This window comes from Haloarcula amylovorans, from assembly GCF_004681185.1.
GTDB lineage: Archaea > Halobacteriota > Halobacteria > Halobacteriales > Haloarculaceae > Haloarcula > Haloarcula amylovorans.
Genome location: NZ_SRIF01000001.1, coordinates 554,551 through 570,538, shown reverse-complemented (window position 1 = coordinate 570,538; position 15,988 = coordinate 554,551). Strand labels below are relative to the sequence as shown.

Annotated in this window: 16 protein-coding genes; 7 read left to right on the top strand and 9 right to left on the bottom strand. The window is 66.5% G+C overall.

The features are described from left to right. Window positions 1-22 precede the first annotated feature (22 nt). Window positions 23-784: a PHP domain-containing protein gene (locus E4S61_RS02870; protein WP_245180551.1), complete on the top strand. Its 762-nt coding sequence runs from the start codon at window positions 23-25 to the stop codon at window positions 782-784. On the opposite strand, the gene E4S61_RS02865 is transcribed toward E4S61_RS02870, so the two are convergent. Then, on the bottom strand, window positions 781-1,287 hold the full coding sequence (locus E4S61_RS02865; protein ID WP_135302392.1) for a metal-dependent hydrolase: 507 nt from the start codon (window positions 1,285-1,287) through the stop codon (window positions 781-783). The genes E4S61_RS02870 and E4S61_RS02865 overlap by 4 nt on opposite strands. A gap of 119 nt (window positions 1,288-1,406) precedes the next feature. Then, on the bottom strand, window positions 1,407-1,919 hold the full coding sequence (locus E4S61_RS02860) for a CinA family protein (protein WP_135302391.1): 513 nt from the start codon (window positions 1,917-1,919) through the stop codon (window positions 1,407-1,409). Window positions 1,920-1,999: 80 nt separating this feature from the next. Here E4S61_RS02860 and E4S61_RS25180 point away from each other — a divergent pair, with 80 nt between their 5' ends. Together E4S61_RS25180 and E4S61_RS02855 are read left to right on the top strand one after the other, a co-directional pair. Next, window positions 2,000-2,143, top strand: coding sequence for a hypothetical protein (locus E4S61_RS25180; protein ID WP_167768392.1), 144 nt, complete (start codon window positions 2,000-2,002; stop codon window positions 2,141-2,143). Between the two features lie 71 nt (window positions 2,144-2,214). After that, window positions 2,215-3,333 (top strand): pyridoxal phosphate-dependent aminotransferase, encoded by a 1,119-nt coding sequence (locus tag E4S61_RS02855; protein WP_135302390.1) that lies wholly within the window; start codon window positions 2,215-2,217, stop codon window positions 3,331-3,333. Here the strand turns inward: E4S61_RS02855 and E4S61_RS02850 are convergent, their stop codons facing one another. From E4S61_RS02850 to glmS, 7 genes are read right to left on the bottom strand one after another with little or no spacing between them, the layout of a single operon-like run. Further along, a complete protein-coding gene (locus tag E4S61_RS02850) occupies window positions 3,334-4,122 on the bottom strand; it encodes an ABC transporter permease (protein ID WP_135302389.1) in 789 nt (262 codons plus the stop codon). It lies immediately after the preceding gene. Next, the gene (locus E4S61_RS02845) at window positions 4,115-5,113 is read right to left on the bottom strand and encodes an ABC transporter ATP-binding protein (RefSeq protein ID WP_135302388.1); all 999 of its coding nucleotides are present in this window, start codon (window positions 5,111-5,113) and stop codon (window positions 4,115-4,117) included. Before E4S61_RS02845 ends, E4S61_RS02850 begins: the two co-directional genes overlap by 8 nt. 60 nt (window positions 5,114-5,173) lie before the next feature. Then, complete coding sequence (gene citE, locus E4S61_RS02840; RefSeq protein WP_135302387.1) at window positions 5,174-6,220, bottom strand: L-malyl-CoA/beta-methylmalyl-CoA lyase; 1,047 nt, start codon at window positions 6,218-6,220, stop codon at window positions 5,174-5,176. Continuing rightward, window positions 6,217-7,305 (bottom strand): 2-methylfumaryl-CoA hydratase, encoded by a 1,089-nt coding sequence (gene mch, locus E4S61_RS02835; RefSeq protein WP_135302386.1) that lies wholly within the window; start codon window positions 7,303-7,305, stop codon window positions 6,217-6,219. The genes citE and mch overlap by 4 nt, the downstream gene beginning before the upstream one ends. After that, window positions 7,298-8,569, bottom strand: coding sequence for a methylaspartate ammonia-lyase (locus E4S61_RS02830; protein WP_135302385.1), 1,272 nt, complete (start codon window positions 8,567-8,569; stop codon window positions 7,298-7,300). Before E4S61_RS02830 ends, mch begins: the two co-directional genes overlap by 8 nt. Then, window positions 8,559-10,013, bottom strand: coding sequence for a methylaspartate mutase subunit E (locus E4S61_RS02825; RefSeq protein ID WP_135302384.1), 1,455 nt, complete (start codon window positions 10,011-10,013; stop codon window positions 8,559-8,561). Before E4S61_RS02825 ends, E4S61_RS02830 begins: the two co-directional genes overlap by 11 nt. A 3-nt stretch (window positions 10,014-10,016) precedes the next feature. Then, the gene (gene glmS / locus E4S61_RS02820; protein ID WP_135302383.1) at window positions 10,017-10,457 is read right to left on the bottom strand and encodes a methylaspartate mutase subunit S; all 441 of its coding nucleotides are present in this window, start codon (window positions 10,455-10,457) and stop codon (window positions 10,017-10,019) included. A gap of 121 nt (window positions 10,458-10,578) precedes the next feature. On the opposite strand from glmS, the gene mct reads away from it, so the two are divergent. The 4 genes from mct (at window position 10,579) to E4S61_RS02805 (ending at window position 15,924) form a co-directional block, all read left to right on the top strand. Further along, window positions 10,579-11,769 carry a succinyl-CoA:mesaconate CoA-transferase gene (gene mct / locus E4S61_RS02815; RefSeq protein WP_135302382.1) on the top strand — a complete coding sequence of 397 codons (1,191 nt, stop codon included), beginning with the start codon at window positions 10,579-10,581 and terminating at the stop codon, window positions 11,767-11,769. Between the two features lie 282 nt (window positions 11,770-12,051). Then, entirely contained in the window at window positions 12,052-14,496 is a 2,445-nt protein-coding gene (locus E4S61_RS02810) for an ATP-dependent DNA helicase (RefSeq protein ID WP_135303266.1), read from the top strand. A gap of 90 nt (window positions 14,497-14,586) precedes the next feature. After that, entirely contained in the window at window positions 14,587-14,748 is a 162-nt protein-coding gene (locus E4S61_RS26965) for a DUF7563 family protein (RefSeq protein WP_422111213.1), read from the top strand. 81 nt (window positions 14,749-14,829) lie between these two features. After that, window positions 14,830-15,924, top strand: coding sequence for an ArsA family ATPase (locus E4S61_RS02805; RefSeq protein WP_135302381.1), 1,095 nt, complete (start codon window positions 14,830-14,832; stop codon window positions 15,922-15,924). Window positions 15,925-15,988 lie beyond the last annotated feature (64 nt).

Here is a 15,988-nt window from a genome sequence, read left to right as displayed (position 1 = left end):
TGCCACCGGGATAACGAAAGCCGTGACGAGTGAGGGGTTCCACGTCGATTTACACGTCAAGGTGCTGGACGAGTCGGTCGTCCAGCGGGCGAAAGAGCGGGGGCTCGACGCCCTCGTGTATGCCCCCCACTTCACGCGACTGTCGGACATCCGCGCCCGGGCCGAGCGATTCTCCGATGCAGACCTGCAGGTCTATCCGGCCCGAGAGCTGTTTACTGGGACGTGGCAGCGCCGCCGTCACCTTCTCGCGGTGGGACTCGACGAACAGGTCCCGGACTTTCTCACCCTCGACGGGACGATGGCGGAACTGCGACGGCAAGAGGCCGCCGTGCTGGTCCCCCACCCCGGATTTCTGAGCGTGAGCCTCGGTCTCAGTGAGCTAGAGACCTACAGAAACACCATCGACGCGGTAGAGACGTACAACACGAAGTTCTTACCTCATCACACACGGCGGGCACGGCGGTTCGCCCGCGAGACGGACCTGCCGACGTTCGCCTCGTCGTACGCGCACCGCACCGGCAGCATCGGCGAAGTCCACGTGTCGTTCGACCGGTCGTTCGATGACGCCGAGGCGTTCGCGGCGGCGCTTCGGGACGACGAACCGCGTCGTATCGTCCACCGCGACGGCGTGGTCCACACCGGCCGTCGGATGCTGGAGTTCGCGCATCTGGGGTACGAGAACAGTTGGGAGAAGTTCGACCGGGTGATGTTACAGGGGACCGCGCCAACCCACCCCGACCACGTCGCCTACGGCGGGCAGTTCGACGACGTGAAGGTGTATTAGGCGATTAGCGCCGTGTTCTCGGCGAGCAGTTGCGTGATCCCCGGCGGAAGATACTGCGGGAGGACGTAGACGAGAACAGCGATGGCTGCGAGTTCGAGAGCGGTGATGACGACGGTGACGACTTCGGCGTACGTACTGGAGGTGGTGACTCCCGACGGAAAGCCGAACTCCTCGTCCCAGAACGGATAAAACAGCGCGATACCGCGCCGAGAGCCGAAGGCGTCGAGGACGTAGTGAGTCAACACGCCGAGCCACACCCACTGAAGGTTGCCGCCGTGATAGATCGGATGGGCGATAAAGACGAGGAGGACCGGGAGGTTGTGGAGCGTCTTCCGGTGTTTGCCGAAGGCCGTATCGACGTCGGGAAACAGCGCGCCGAGCACGACCGGGAGAGATACCTCGGCGATGGTCGCAAACGTCGAGACATCGCCGGACGGGTCGAGGACGTACCCCAGTCCGATGCTCAGGAGGATGGCGTTCAGGACGTGACCGCGTTTGTTCATCTACACGGGCGGACGCTGTGGCCCCTGATAAGGACTGTTGTCGCTGTTTGCCGGTATTCGCCGATCTACTGGCGACAAGATACGGAAATGAACGACAATAGCCCTTATGAAAGGCTTTGCTACTTCTCCAGTACGGCCGACAACAGGTCCGTGAGCGCCTGTCTGGCGATGCGCTCTTTCACCTCGGTCCGGTCGCCATCGAAGACGTAGTGAGACACCACACAGTCGGAGTCGCCGGATTCCCACGGGGCCGCGTGCGCGACCGCGATGTACACAGTTCCGACCGGCGTCTCGGGCGAACCGCCGGTCGGCCCGGCGACGCCCGTCGTGGCGACGCCCCAGTCGGTCCCGGCGGTATCCCTGACTGCGCGGGCCATCTCGTCGGCGACCGGTTCGGAGACGGCTCCGTGAGCGTCCAGCGCTTCACGGGAGACCGCTAGCAGTTCCTGCTTGGCGTCGTAGGAGTACGACACTATCGAGCGATCGAAGTAGTCGCTGGACCCCGGCACGTCGGTCAGCAGCGACCCGACGAGACCGCCGGTACAGGACTCGGCGACGGCAACAGTCTCGTCTCGTTCGCGGAGCGCCTCGCCGACGCGCGCCTCGACCTGACTCTCCCTGTCGTCGGTCATACCTCGGCGTTGGCGATAAATCGGGATAAGGGTTCAGTTGCCGGCCCCGGACGTATCAGTGTGGCCGCCCAATCGATTGTATGGCTTACCAGACGACAATCGGCTGGTCACTCGTCACCTCAGGTATCGTCACGCTCATTCTCGGCTACTTGCCGGGGTCGGACCTCACGTGGGGAATCGCTCTCCTGGTGATTGGCGCGATAACGCTCTATATCCGGCAGTGACCGGCCGGTAGCCGCGACCGAAGCAGCCCGCTAACGGAAAGACAAACGGTCTCGGCGTTCCTAACGTCGGTATGGACTACGAGACGCCGCAGTTTTTTCGGGTAATGCAGTACGCCGCCCGGGCCGACCGGGACGTGGTCGACATGGTCTCGGGCAATCCCGACTGGGACCCGCCAGAGGGGCTCCGTGACGGTCTCCGGGACTACGCCGAGGCCGACCCGAGCGAGTTTCAGTACCCCCCTAGCGTCGGCCTGCGGGAACTCCGCGAGGAGATAGCGGCCCGCCGCGACGTGGCCGTAGAGCGCGTAACCGTCACGAACGGCGCGGGCGAGGCCAACCACCTCGCCATGACCGGCGGCCTCGACCACTTCGACGGCGAGGAGGTCCTGCTGGCCGACCCCGTCTACCCCTACTACGCCGGACGAGCGAACTTCCTCGGCGCGGAGACGCGGTTCGTCTCCGTCGACGACGACAACCGTCTCGACCCGGCGGACGTGCGGGCGGCCGCGAGCGACGAGACGAGCGTCGTCGTCGTCAACTCGCCGAACAACCCGACTGGCGCGGTATACGACGCCGACGCGATGGCCGAGTTCGCTGCCGTCGCCGAGGCGAACGACGCCCTGCTCGTGAGCGACGAAGTGTACGACCACTTCGATTACTCCGGGCGGTTCGGGTCCGCGATCGACGCGGACTCGCCGAACGTCGTCGCCACGAACTCCTTTTCGAAATCGCTCGCCATCACCGGCTTCCGCGTCGGCTACGCGATTTTCCCGCCGGAAGACGGCCCGAACGGTGACCTGGTAGAACGCGCTCGCACCCGGCACATGCTGACGAACGTCGCCGGGAGTCGGCCCGCCCAGTACGCCGTTTTGCAGGCGTTGAAGACGACTTCGCCTGACTACTACGCGGAGTGCCGCCGTCGGCTCGAAGCGCGAATCGACCGCTTCTGTGAGGCCCTCGACGAGGCGGGCGCGGAGTTCAACCGCCCCGACGGCGGGTTCTACGTGATGGCGCGCTTCCCCGACTTTCCGGGGAGCTTCGAGAACGTCTACGAACTCATCGACGAGGCGGGCGTCGGCGGGATGCCCGGCGAGGTGTTCGGCGACTCTCGGGCCGACTGGATTCGCTTCGCGCTGGTAACTCCGCGTGTGGACGAAGCGGCCGAGCGACTGGCGGAGTTCTTCGGGTGACTACACCGCCTCGACGCGGCGGAACAGCGCCGCGCCGAGGGCGACGGTGACGGCGGCGGCGACGACCATCGCAGCGAAGTCCACGACCAGCGCTCGCTCGGAGTAGCCGACGAGCGCACCCCGTAGCCCGTCGACGCCGTAGGTCAGGGGGTTGAGATAGCCCACGAGTCTGAGCGGCAGCGGGAGGTTCGAAAGTGGGTAGAACGCGCCCGAGAGGAACGCCAGCGGAAAGAGCGCGAAGTTGACGATGAGGTTGTACCCCTGCGTGTCTTTGAACTGCGACGCGATGGCGAGGCCGAGGCCGATGAACGTCGCGGCGACGAGGACGAGGAAGACGACGGCGACGAGTACCCCCGAGAGCGACGCCGGACGAAAACCGAGCGGGATCGCCAGCACGAGGATGAGCAACGCCTGCAGCATCGTCGTCGTCGCGCCGCCAGCGATGCGGCCGACGACGATGGCGGTACGGCTCACCGGGGCGACCAGAATCTCCTTCAGAAAGCCGACCTCGCGGTCCGACAGCACCGCCAATCCCGTAAAGGAGGCGGAGAACAGCATCGTAAAGCCGAGGATGCCGGGCACGAGATATTCGAGGTACGAGAGCGACGACGGGACGGACCCGAACCGGGCGTCGCTGAACCCGAAGCCGAAGAAGACGAGGATGAAGAAGGGTCCAAGCAAGAGGCCGACGACGCGGCTCTTGGCCCGCCAGAAGCGCACGATGTCGCGCTTCCAGAGGCCGTAGACGGCGACGGCGTCCCGCCGGAGTCGGCCACCGTCCTCAGTCATCGTCGTCACCGCCCGTCTCAGCGCTCACGGCGGTCGCGGGCGGCTCCCCGGTCGATTCGGCGGCCTCCGCGACGGTACGGCCGGTCAGCGAGAGGAACACCCGTTCCAAGGTCGGCCGGTCTACAGAGACGGTTTCGACGCCGGCCGCGTCGCTGGCGGCGGTGACGAGCGTCGCGACCCGGCGCTCGCCGTCGTCGACGCCGACCTCCACGCTCCCATCGGTCACTGTCACCGAGCGGACCCACGGTTCGTTCGGGACCGCCCGCTTGACGGCCGCCGGGTCGTCGGTGCCGATACGAACCACGTCGCCGCCGAGCGAGTCTTTCAGCGCGTCGGGCGCGTCAAGGGCGACCACGTTCCCGTCGTCGACGATGGCGACCCGGTCACAGAGCGCGTCGGCCTCCTCCATGTAGTGGGTCGTCAGGACCACAGTGACGCCGGCCTCTCGGTTGAGACGGGCGATGTACTCCCGCACGGTCTTTCGCGTCCCCGCGTCGAGACCGACGGTCGGTTCGTCGAGAAAGAGCACGTCGGGTTCGTGAAGCAGGCCGCGAGCGAGTTCCAGCCGTCGGGCCATCCCGCCGGAGTACTCGCCGACTGGTTTGTCCGCGTCGTCGGCGAGGTCCACGAGTTCGAGAACAGTTCTCGCCCGCTCCTGCTGACGCGCTTTGCGGATGCCGTACAGTCGTGCGTGAAACCGCAGGTTCTCAGCGCCGGTCAGTTCCTCGTCCAGCGCCGGCTCCTGAAAGACGACACCGATGCTCGCCCGGACGCCGCCGGGGTCGGCCGCAACGTCGTGGCCGGCGACCCGCGCCGTTCCCGAGCTCGGACGTAAGAGCGTACAGAGCGTGTTGACCAGCGTGGACTTGCCCGCGCCGTTCGGTCCCAACAAGCCGAGAATCTCCCCCTCCGCGACGGCGAAGGACACGTCGTCGACGGCCACGAGATCACCGTACCGCCGCGTCAGTCCATCTACCTCGATGGCGTTCATCACTGGACGAAGGGACCGGACGGGCTTGAGGTTAGTCCCGACGAGCGCGGTGACGCGAACTCAGTTGAAGATGAGGTCCACGTCGAGCGCCCGCGACAACAGCGCGTCGTCGTAGTGCTTCCCGGTCTGCTGGGGATGGGCCTCGTCGATGGCGCGCACTTTCTGGACGGTGTTGGCGAAGTTCTTGTAGGTCGCTTCGTCGACCATCTGGCCGTCGACGACGACGGCTCCCGTGCCCTCGCGCTTGGCGTCGTTGAACGCCTCGATTTTGGTGAGGTCGCGGTCCAGTTCCTCGCCGCTCGGCATGTGGACGCGATTGGCCTGTGCGGTCTGTTTAGGGTGGAGCGACCACGAGCCGTCGATTCCGATGGTCGCCTCGTGTTCGACCTGGTCGGCGTACCCCTCGGCGTTGTAGTAGGTGACACCGGCCCGTTCGTGGAACAGTTGGTCGAACGGGCCGCCGATGGCGACGATGTCGGCGGCGCTCGTCTCGTTCGAGAGCGCTTCGAGCAGGCTGTCCCAGCGCGGGCGCTCGCCGTGGAGCGCACGACCGCCCAGTTCCGCCGTATAGTCGACCGGGCCGAAGACGATGCCAGACAGCCGGGAGTCGGCGGCGAACTGGCAGATTTCGCGCAGGTCCGAGCGAGCAGCAGCGGTCTCCAGAATTATCGCCATCTCCAGCGTCCCGTCGGCGAGGCCCGCCTCGCGCTCGGCGTCGGCCAGCACGCCGGCGGCATCGCGCACGTCGTCGAGGCGGCCGACCTTCGGGAAGACGAATCCGTCGAGGTGCTCGCCAACGTCGTCGGCGAGGCGGCGGACCTGTTCAGTCCCGCGTTCGCGGAACTGCTCGCCGTCGTATGCCCACTCGACGCGCGGGAGAATCTCCCCGGCGAAGTCGGGCGCGTGGTCGGGCAGCCGGTCGGCGATGTTCTCGACGGCCTCGTCTTTCATCGACGGCGCGGTGCCGTCCTCGATGTCGGGCACCAGCCAATCGGGGGTCTGGAACCCCTCGCTCGTCAGGCCCGAGTCGAGGAACTTCGCGCTGTTGTCTCGCGGAACGGCGGCCGGTGCGGTCTGGAACGTGCGGCAGAGTCGTGTGTCGGTCATTGCTGTCGCTGGATGAGGGCGGTTCGCCGGCCCGAGTAGACCGGGGTGCTGTCCTGGTTGAACGCGACGTGCTCGAATGTCACCGCGCCCGTGCGGTCGGGACCCGCGTCCGAGTCGCAGTCGAGGACGCGAGTGAACCCGTAGACGGTGTCGCCAATCGTGACGAAGGTGTGGAACCGCTCGTCTTCGAAGCGGCGCTCGCGGTAGGTTGCCTCGTCCGAGCGGGCGTGTGCCAGCGCGATGGAGCGTGTCACGTCACCGTAGGCGACGATGTCGCCCGACGGCGAGTCGGCCATCTCGTCGCGGTTGTGGTGCTGGCGGGCGGTGTTGAGCGTCGCGAGCGGCAAACCTGCGACGAGTTGGTCGTCCATCGTCCGCCCGCGTTCGTGGCGATAGGCGACGGCCGCGTCCGCCTCGCTGGCCTGTTCGAGTGCATCACGGAAGTCCTCGAAGTGCATACCGTCTGGCGCGAGGAGCGTCTCGGGGAGGTCGGGCGTCGCGGGGTCGGCCCCGTCGCCGTCGGCCATCGACCCGCTTCCGTCCGTCGCAGCGGGTTCGCGCCGCGGGATCATGTTCGTCCGCTCGTAGGAGACGAGGCGCTCGTCCGTCTCGCGGTCCCGACCCTCCGTCTCCCAGGTCACGATGCCGTAGGCGGGCCGCGACGACGAGGTACGGGTGTCGACCACGCGAGAGGTGACAGCCAGTTCGGTACCGGGATACGCCGAGCGGTGAAATTCGACATCGGTCCGCCCGAGGAAGTAGCCACCCTTCTCCGAGAGGTCCTCGACCGAGATCCCCATCACGCAGGCGAGCAGGTAATCAGGGTGGACCGGCACGCCGTCGAAGTCCCGGTCGCGGGCGGTGTCGGCCCGCCAGTACGCCGGGTCGTGGTTCAGCGTCTGACCCATCCACTGCTCGCTGCCGTGCTGTGAGAGGCGCAGGCCGGGGTCGTGGCTGAGTTCGTCGCCCTCCGCGAAGAACTCGAAGTAATTCCCCTTCTCGCGGGTCGTCGCGCGGTCGAGGAGCGCGTCGAAGGTATCCTCGTCCGAGCAGTTGAGCGCTCCGGGGTCGTTCCAGTCAGTCATCGGCGCGCACCTCCTGCCGGCCGCCTTGCTGACGGCTGAGGGCGCGGCGCATCTCGTTGGTGACGACCATGAATCCCTCGTCGAAGCCCATGCCGGGCTTTGCGAGGACTTGTGCGGCGTCGGTTGCGAGGGCGACGTGAGCGCAGGCCCGCGCCGACGTGACCGTCTCGTTGCAGGTGCCGCCGAGATACGCGCGGGTGTCCGTGCCGTCGCAGTACAGCACCGCCTCCGCCGACCGCTGGATACCGCCGAGGTCCGGCGTCTTCACCTGCACCACGTCGGCCGCGCCCGCGTCCACGAACGCTCGCACGTCCTCGAAGGTGTTGCACCACTCGTCGGCGACGATGTCGACCGCGACGTCAGCGTCTCGGAGGCCGTCGCGCAGGTCGGCCATCTGCTCGATTTGGGCCGCGCGACCGCCGGCGTCCATCGGCCCCTCGACCTGGAGCGGGTACGGCGCGGCGGCCTCCCGTAGCGTCTCGAAGTAGTCCGTGACCTCCGGCCGGTCGTACGGCGGGCCGAACACCTCGCCGAGGATGCCGTAGACGTCGACGTGAAAACGCGGGGAGTAGTTCTCGGGGCCGAGTTCGTCGGCGCGGTCGGCGAGCCACGCGAGGTACTCGCGCAGTCCCTCGCCGTCCTCGCCCACTTTCTCGATACTGTTGAACAGGCCGTGGGGGAGGACGGGGACACCCTTGATGAGCATCTTCTCGGCGTTGGTCCGGCGCTCGTCGCCCGACTGGCCGAACACCGGGACAGGCGAGGTCGCCGGGTCTGTGTCGTAGGCCGCCGAAAGAACGTCAGTCGGCGTCTGTCCGCGGTCGCGGGCGGCGGCGTTCAGCAGGGCCTGGGAGACGCCGTAGCGAACCGCCGTGTGGAGGCGGTCACCGCCGGAGCGTTCGGGGTCGAGGGTTTCCAGCGTCTCCGCGTTCTCGCGGAACAGCGTGGCATCTCGGCCCCGAAGCGCGTCGGCGACGACGCCTTCGACGACCGGACGGTACGCCTCGGCTCGAAACAGCGGGTCTCGGCCGCCAGCGCCGGAGTACTGCACCGCCGCGCAGTCGCCGGTGACGACGGTGCCGTCGGCGAGTTCGATTTCGACGATGAGCGACTCGCCGGCCTCGCGGACTCGGTCGAACCCCTCCGTCACCGGCGGGCCATCGTAGTCGAACCCGCGCTGGGTCGCGCCGTCCTTGATGGCGCGCTGATCGTCGAAGAAGAAGCCAGAGACGCCCGGAACAGCCCGTATCGCGTCAATCCGCATCGCTGGCACCTCCTTGCTTCCCGGTCGGCCGACCGATGAGTTTCCCGTCGCTGATGGCGTCCACGTCGTCGGCGACCATGCGGAACGACTGGTCGCGGCCCTCCGTACGGGCGCGTTCGCCCAGTCGCGCGGCGTGAATCTCCTTGATGTCGTCGGGCAGGGCGAGGTCGGCGAACTCGAAGATGCGGACCCGGCCATCGTCGTCGCGGGCGGGCAGGACCGCCCCGGCGGCGGCGTCGCTCGGTGCGAACGGCACGTCCAGCGCGCCAGTGTCGAAGGCATCGATGACGCCCTGTGCCACGTCGCCGTCGCCGGCCTCGAAGATGGCGTCCATCAGCGCGCGAGTGGCGCGTTCGATGAGCCGCTGTTCGTCGTCGATACCACCGAGGTCGATGTCTTGCTCTATCATCATATCGATGAGCTGTCTCGTCGTGCGGAGGCCGGCGGCGTTGGCCTCCTTCGTCGGGACTCCCTGGAACTCCTGTGGGGACTTCGTGATGACCTTGTCGGGCTTGGCGACGGCCGCCGTCGCGCCGCCGAGGCTGATGACGCCGTTGGCGCGAGCCTCGTCGGGTGGGAACCCGCCCATCCACTCGTGGAAAACGGTGGTGACGGTAACGGCGTCGGGGAGGTACTCCTCGCCGAGTTTCCGCAGCGCGCGCAGGGCCGCCACGTCCTGCACCAGATTGCCGACCTGTCCGTAACCGAGCGTCACCGAGCGCACGCCCTGCGTCGCGGCGAGTTGCCCCTCGACGAGCATCACCGCGATGGCGATACATGGCGGAACGAGCGTTCCGGTCAGCGGACCGAACGGTTCTCGATTTATCGTGACGCCACGCTCCGTGTACGCGCCACAGAGCCGGTCCACGAACTGCCAGTGTTCGATGGTCGTCGCGAGGTCGTGGCGTTTCGTGTAGGGGATGTTATACGAGATGGGGCCGCCCTCGAAGGACTGGAAGCCGCCGGCGAGGGTGACCATCGCCAGCAGGCGCGCGTCGGGCGTGCCGTGGCGGACTTCGATGGGTGCGTCGAGTGCGCGAACGAGTCGGCGACAGTCCTCGACGCCGTGGTTGACCGCGGGAAAGCCGTTGAGTTCGTCGGCCTCGCTGTTCCGGGAGGCCGCCAGTCCCTCCTCGGCTTTCTCGTATTCGTTGTCCCGCGTATACGAGTCGATGGTCGTCGGGAGGAGATCCGCGGCCCCTTCGTCCTGTAAGTAGCGGAGGAGCGAAATCTGGTCCTCCAGACAGGGGACGCCAGCACGTGGCTGGAGCAGCGGCCGGTCGGCAGATTCGAGGACCGGGGCGAACTGCTTGGTAGCCGGCAAGGACTCGTGGAAGCTGACCGCTTCCTCGAAGTCGACTTCTCGGCCCGTGGGCCACTCGTCGCGGAGGTCGTTTGCGATACGCTGTAGCTGGTCGGTGGAGAGCTTGCTGTCTGTCGGCATGGATTACCCGTCGACTCTGACCCGTTCGGCCTCCGTCGTCGTGAGCTGGAGGTCCTGTCGGAGCGCCGCGATGGCCTCCTCCGGGTCCGTTTCGGCGTCGAAGACCCGGTCGAAACCCATCTCGCGGAAGGTCTCGCGCGTGGTCTCGAAGTCGTCCTGTCCGACGGCGAGGTTCCCGCCGACGTAGGTCCACACGTCGAGACCGGCCGCTTCGAGCCGTTCGTGGAACCCCTCACAGTCCTGCCGGGCGTGCCCGTACAGCGACGAGACAAGTACAGCCTCGGCGTCGTGAGCTTTCGCGCTTTCGACGAACTCGGCCTGTGAGGTCTGGACGCCGAGGTTTTCGACCTCGAAGCCAGCGGCCGAGAGCGCCTGCTCGAGGATTGTGATACCGACGACGTGTGCGTCGGAGCCAATCACGCCGAGGATGACGGTCCGGGGCATGTACCAGTGACGACTCGTGGGATGTGTATAAAGTTAATGGTCTTTCATGATAATATGCCCTTATACAATTTATAATGATTTATCACCATGATTTATCACTGCGCCTCACATCCCTTCTCGCATGGGTGCGCTTGCCGACCTGCGAGTGTTAGACCTCACACAGGTCCTGTCCGGACCGTACTGTACGATGCTGCTCGCGGACATGGGCGCGGACGTGGTAAAGATCGAGCGGCCGGGCGGCGACATGATCCGGTCGAACCCGCCGTTCGTGGCGGACGCCGACGAGGAAGCCTACGGCGGCTACTTCCAGAGCGTCAACCGCGGCAAGCGCTCCCTCGAACTGGACCTACGGACCGACGAGGACCGCGAGGCGTTCCTCTCGCTGGTGGAGCGGGCCGACGTGGTCGTCGAGAACTTCAAAGCCGGGACGATGGAGAAGTTCGACTGCGGCTACGAGACGCTTCGGGAGCGCAACCCGCAGCTAATCTACTCCTCTATCCGCGGCTTCGGCGACCCGCGCACGGGCGAGACCCACCGACAGGGCCAGCCTTCTTTCGACCTCATCGCGCAGGCGCTCGGCGGCGTGATGGAGATAACCGGACAGGAAGACGGCCCGCCGACGAAGGTCGGCCCCGGCGTCGGCGACATCTTCACCGCCGCGCTCAACGCCGTCGGTATCCTCGCCGCGGTCCACCACCGCGAACGCACCGGCGAGGGCCAGTACGTCGATACCGCGATGTACGATGCGATGGTCTCGCTGTGTGAGCGCACAGTCTATCAACACTCCTGCGACGGCGACCCGCCGACCAGACAGGGCAACTCCCACCCGACGCTGTTCCCCTACGACGCGTTCCGTGCCGCCGACGGCCACGTCGTCGTCGCGGCGTTCAACGACCGCCACTGGCGCGCGCTCTGTGACGCGATGGACCGCCCTGACCTCGCGGCCGACTACGCCGACGCCGACGCGCGCCGGGCCGACCGCGAGCGACTGCGCGAGGAAATCGCCGACTGGACCCGAACGCAGGAGACTGACGCTATTCTCGAACTGCTCGACGGCCGCGTCCCGGCCGCGCCCGTGCAGGACGCCAGCGAGGTGTTCGAAGACCCGCACGTCCACGCCCGCGAGATGCTCGCCGACGTCTCCCAACCCGGTGCCGATGATGAGATGACCGTAGCCGGGAGCCCCATCAAGATGACCGAGACGATGCCGCGACCCCGCGGCCGCGCGCCGCTGTTGGACGAACACCGCGAGGAACTGCTTGACGAGACGGAGGCCGCGAGCGACCGACAAGCCGCCGAAAGCGACGACTAATCGAAAGACGGCTGGACGCTATTTCTGATGACAGACGTGGGTCGAGCTTTATAACCACCCACCCGCTTCGGCGAGTGAAACGACCGACCGGGGAGAGCTGAGCGGAATCGGAGATTCCGCGACGGTCGGAAGACGCGCCGCGTCTTCCGGGAATGAAAGGTGATTTCTTGTGCTACACAGGGCGAACTTTCCACGGAACGCTCGAACTGACCACTAAACTATCACCCGATGCTGTTGCTAGAACCCGGCGGTTCAAATACGGGGACGCCCAACCTCGGTTCGATGCGGGATACGGCCTCGACTCGTGAGGAAGTCTGGCGGGAGTACTTCGGCTTCGACGAGCCGTACGCGAACCAGGCCGACGCCATCGAGCGCGCCGTCGAGGCCGGGAAGTCACGCGGCTTTCTGGCGATGGAAGGGCCCTGCGGGACCGGGAAGACGATGGCGGCGTTGACCGCCGGGACCCACCTCGTTCGGGACACCGACCTCTACGAGCGGATGGTCGTCGTCACGCCGGTCAAACAGCAACTGCAGCAGTTCGTCGACGACCTGCGGACGCTCAACGCGGGGATGGACGACCCGCTCGACGGCATCTCACTCGTCGGCAAGCGAGACCTCTGTCCGTACGGTCGGGAAGGGAAGTTCCCCAACGACGTGGGCACTCACGACCGCTGTGAGGACTTGCGGGAATCGACGGCGCGGCTGGTCGAGGACGACGGCCGGTCGAGCGGCGGTGCGGTCGCCGACACCGTCATCCAAAACGAGGTCGACGACGAGGACCAGTGGTGGGACCCGCGGAAAGGCCAGGACCTCGCGGCCGCCGCGCGTCCCGACGCCACGGCTCAGACCACCATCGGCGAAGAGACGCTGCACACGGCGGGCGCGGCGTCGCCGTACCGGCCCGAGCAACCGACCGCGCCGGAGTCGATGAGCGAGAGCGACGACCCGCCGCTGTACTGTCCGTTCGAGGCCGACTGGTACGCCCGGAACAAGGGGTCGCCGGTGGATTTCTCGGCGGGACCGAACAACGTCGTGACGCTGGAGAACTACCTCCCGGCGGCCGTCGAGCGGGGAACTTGCCCGCACCGGGTGATGAGCGTCATGTTAGAGCGTGCTGACGTAGTCGTCGGGAACTACAACCACCTGTTCGATCCCGGCTCTCGACCCCTGCTGTCCTCGATTCTCGACGAGGGGACGTTCGTCGTCGTGGACGAGGCCCACCGCCTCGAAGAACGCGTCCGAGACCTTCTCTCTGACAGACTCGGTAAGCAGACCATCGTGCAGGCGCGCAACGACTGCAACCTGCTGGTCCAGCGTGCACAACAGAGCGTCGACCACAAGAAGCAGGTCCGTGAGGTGCTGTCGGCCCGCGAAGTCCCACTCGAAGCGGTCGACCACGCGCGGAAGTTCTACGACGATCTGACGCGCTGGCTGGACGACTGCGTGGAGACCCATCTCGACGCCGAACACGAAGGCTGGCGCGCGAACCCCGCTATCCTCCCCGAACGCGACTGCGAGATTCCGCTTCGAGACCCCGACACAGTCGAACAGGACGAACTGACGAAGTGGGCCGAAGAGAAGGGATACGACGGCCAACTGTGGCGCTCGCTGGCAAAGGTCGGCGCGGCCGTCGAGGACGCCATCGACCAGCTGGGCCTGACCCGACAACCGGTCTGTGCCGCCGTTGGCGTCATCGCGGGCCAGTGGTGGGAGCGCGACCACTCGACGTTCCTACGTGAGATAGAACTCGAACACTCGCCCGCCGAAAATCGGAGTGCGGACGCCGACTACGAGTCCGTCTACACGCCGGGACTGCTCTGTTACAACTGTATGCCCGCGACGGCACTGCGGGACGTCTTCGACGAGCTGGGCGGCGGCGTGCTGATGAGCGCGACGCTCGAACCGCTCGACGTGTTCACGCGCGTCTCGGGCCTCGACGCGCTCGCCGAAACCGACGACGGCGACGACGGAGACGACCTGACTCGCTCGGTTCGCTCCGCGACCTACGACCTGCCGTTCCCACCGGCAAACCGGGCGTCGTATCTCGTGGACTGTCGCCCCTTCACGGCTCGCAACCGCGGCGACCCCGAGGACATGAAGCCCCTCGGCGAGAACTGGAACCCCACGCGCGACGAGTACGCGCAGGCGCTGCGGGCGCTCGCCCGCTCTCCAGGGAACGTCATGATAGCGATGCCGAACTATCGGGAGGCGCGCTGGGCCGGGGCCTACCTCGAAGAAGCCGTCGAGAAACCCGTCGTCGTCGACGAGGCCTCCAGCAACGAGGCGACCGAGCGACGCAAGCAGTCGTTCTTCCGCGGCGGGGGCAAAGTCCTCGTCACCTCGACGCGAGGAACGCTCACCGAGGGCGTCGACTACGACGGCGAGAAACTCTCGACCTGTGCCGTCGTCGGCGTCCCGCTCGTCAACATCGGATCGCCGCGAATCCGCGCGGTACAGCGGGCTTACGGCGACGCCTTCGGCGAGGAGAACGCCTTCGAGTACGCGCTGACGGTGCCCGCGGTTCGGCGCGCCCGACAGGCCATCGGTCGTGTCATCCGCGGGAGCGAGGAAGTTGGCGTTCGCGCATTCGTTGGCCGACGGTACGCGCCCGACGCGCGCCACTCCGTCTATCCGTTCCTCCCGGTTGGGGAACGCGAAGAGTTCACCCGGATGACCCCCGATTTCCTCGCCGGACAACTGGACGCATTTTGGGGAAAACGCGACTGACGGCAAATAGTTCGCTTGAGACGAGTTATTAACCGGAAGGTTTAGTCGGTAACAAAAAGCCTATACAGTATCGTCAGAGAAATTCATGAGATGCCCGAGTGTCAGAACTGCGGTGAGTTCGTAACTGAGCAGTACGTGCGGGTCTTTACACCGGAATCTTACGAGGCAGCCGGGCCTCGGGTTTGCCCGAACTGCGAGGATAAGTTACGTGACGGAGCCGACGTGCGCGAAGCGCGTTCCTCTCGGCAGTAACGCTGTCGCTGACGCGGTTCAGCCGACAGTCCCCGTCGCCGTTTTCGGGAAGTACTCAAGGCCAGAGGCGTAGCCTCGGATATGAACGACATCGACGTCGAGCCGGTCGAGGAGATAGACGCACCGACAGGTGTAGATGCGCCCGACTACGTCCTCTACGGCGGGAAAGGCGGCGTCGGCAAGACGACGTGTGCCGCGGCGACAGCGCTCGCCTCCGCGCGCGACGGGACGGCGACGCTCGTCGTCTCGACGGACCCGGCCCACTCGCTGTCGGACACGCTGGAGACGGAGATTCCGGCCGAACCGACGCGCATCCGTGACGATATCCCGCTGTACGCCGCCGAGATCGACCCCGAAGCCGCGATGGGCGAGGGCCCCCTCGGGATGGAAGAAGACGCACTCGGTGGTCTCGGTGGGATGCTCGGTGGTGAGAACAGCCCACTCGGCGGCGGCAGCGGTGGCCCTGGCCCGAACAGCGCGGGCGACGACCCTATCGGCGGCGACGATGGGTTACTCGGCGGGTCGATGCCCGGGGCAGACGAGGCCGCGGCGATGCGGCTCCTCCTGGATTACGTCGACGACCCTCGATTCGACCGCGTCGTCATCGACACCGCGCCGACCGGCCACACGCTCCGCCTGCTGGAACTCCCCGAGACGATGGACTCGATGGTCGGGAAGATTCTCCAGCTCCGCGAGCGCTTCTCGGGGATGATGGGGAACCTCACCGGGATGTTCGGCGGGAACGACGACGAGGTCGATCCGGAGGAGGGAATCGAGGACCTGCGGGAACTGAGCGACCGTATCGAGCACCTGCGCGGCATCTTACGCGACCCGACGAAGACCGACTTCCGAATCGTGATGATCCCAGAGGAGCTCTCCGTGGTCGAGTCCGAGCGCCTGCTCGGACAGCTAAACGAGTTCGGAATCCCGGTCGGCACCGTCGTCGTCAATCGCGTGATGCAGGACCCGAGCGAGGTGCTCGGCCGCGACGTGGGGATCGCCGGGCCGAACCACGACGACTGCGAGTTCTGCGCCCGTCGCTGGCAGGTCCAGCAGGACGCGCTGGCCCGGTCACAGGACCTGTTCCGCGGGCACGAGGTTCGCCGCGTCCCGCTGTTCGCGGAGGAGGTCCACGGTGAGCGACTGTTAGCCGTCGTCGCCGCCTGTCTGGACTGATACGGATTGTTGTAGCTGTTTACCGGTAATCGTCACACCGGGGCCGACGATACCGGTAAGGGAC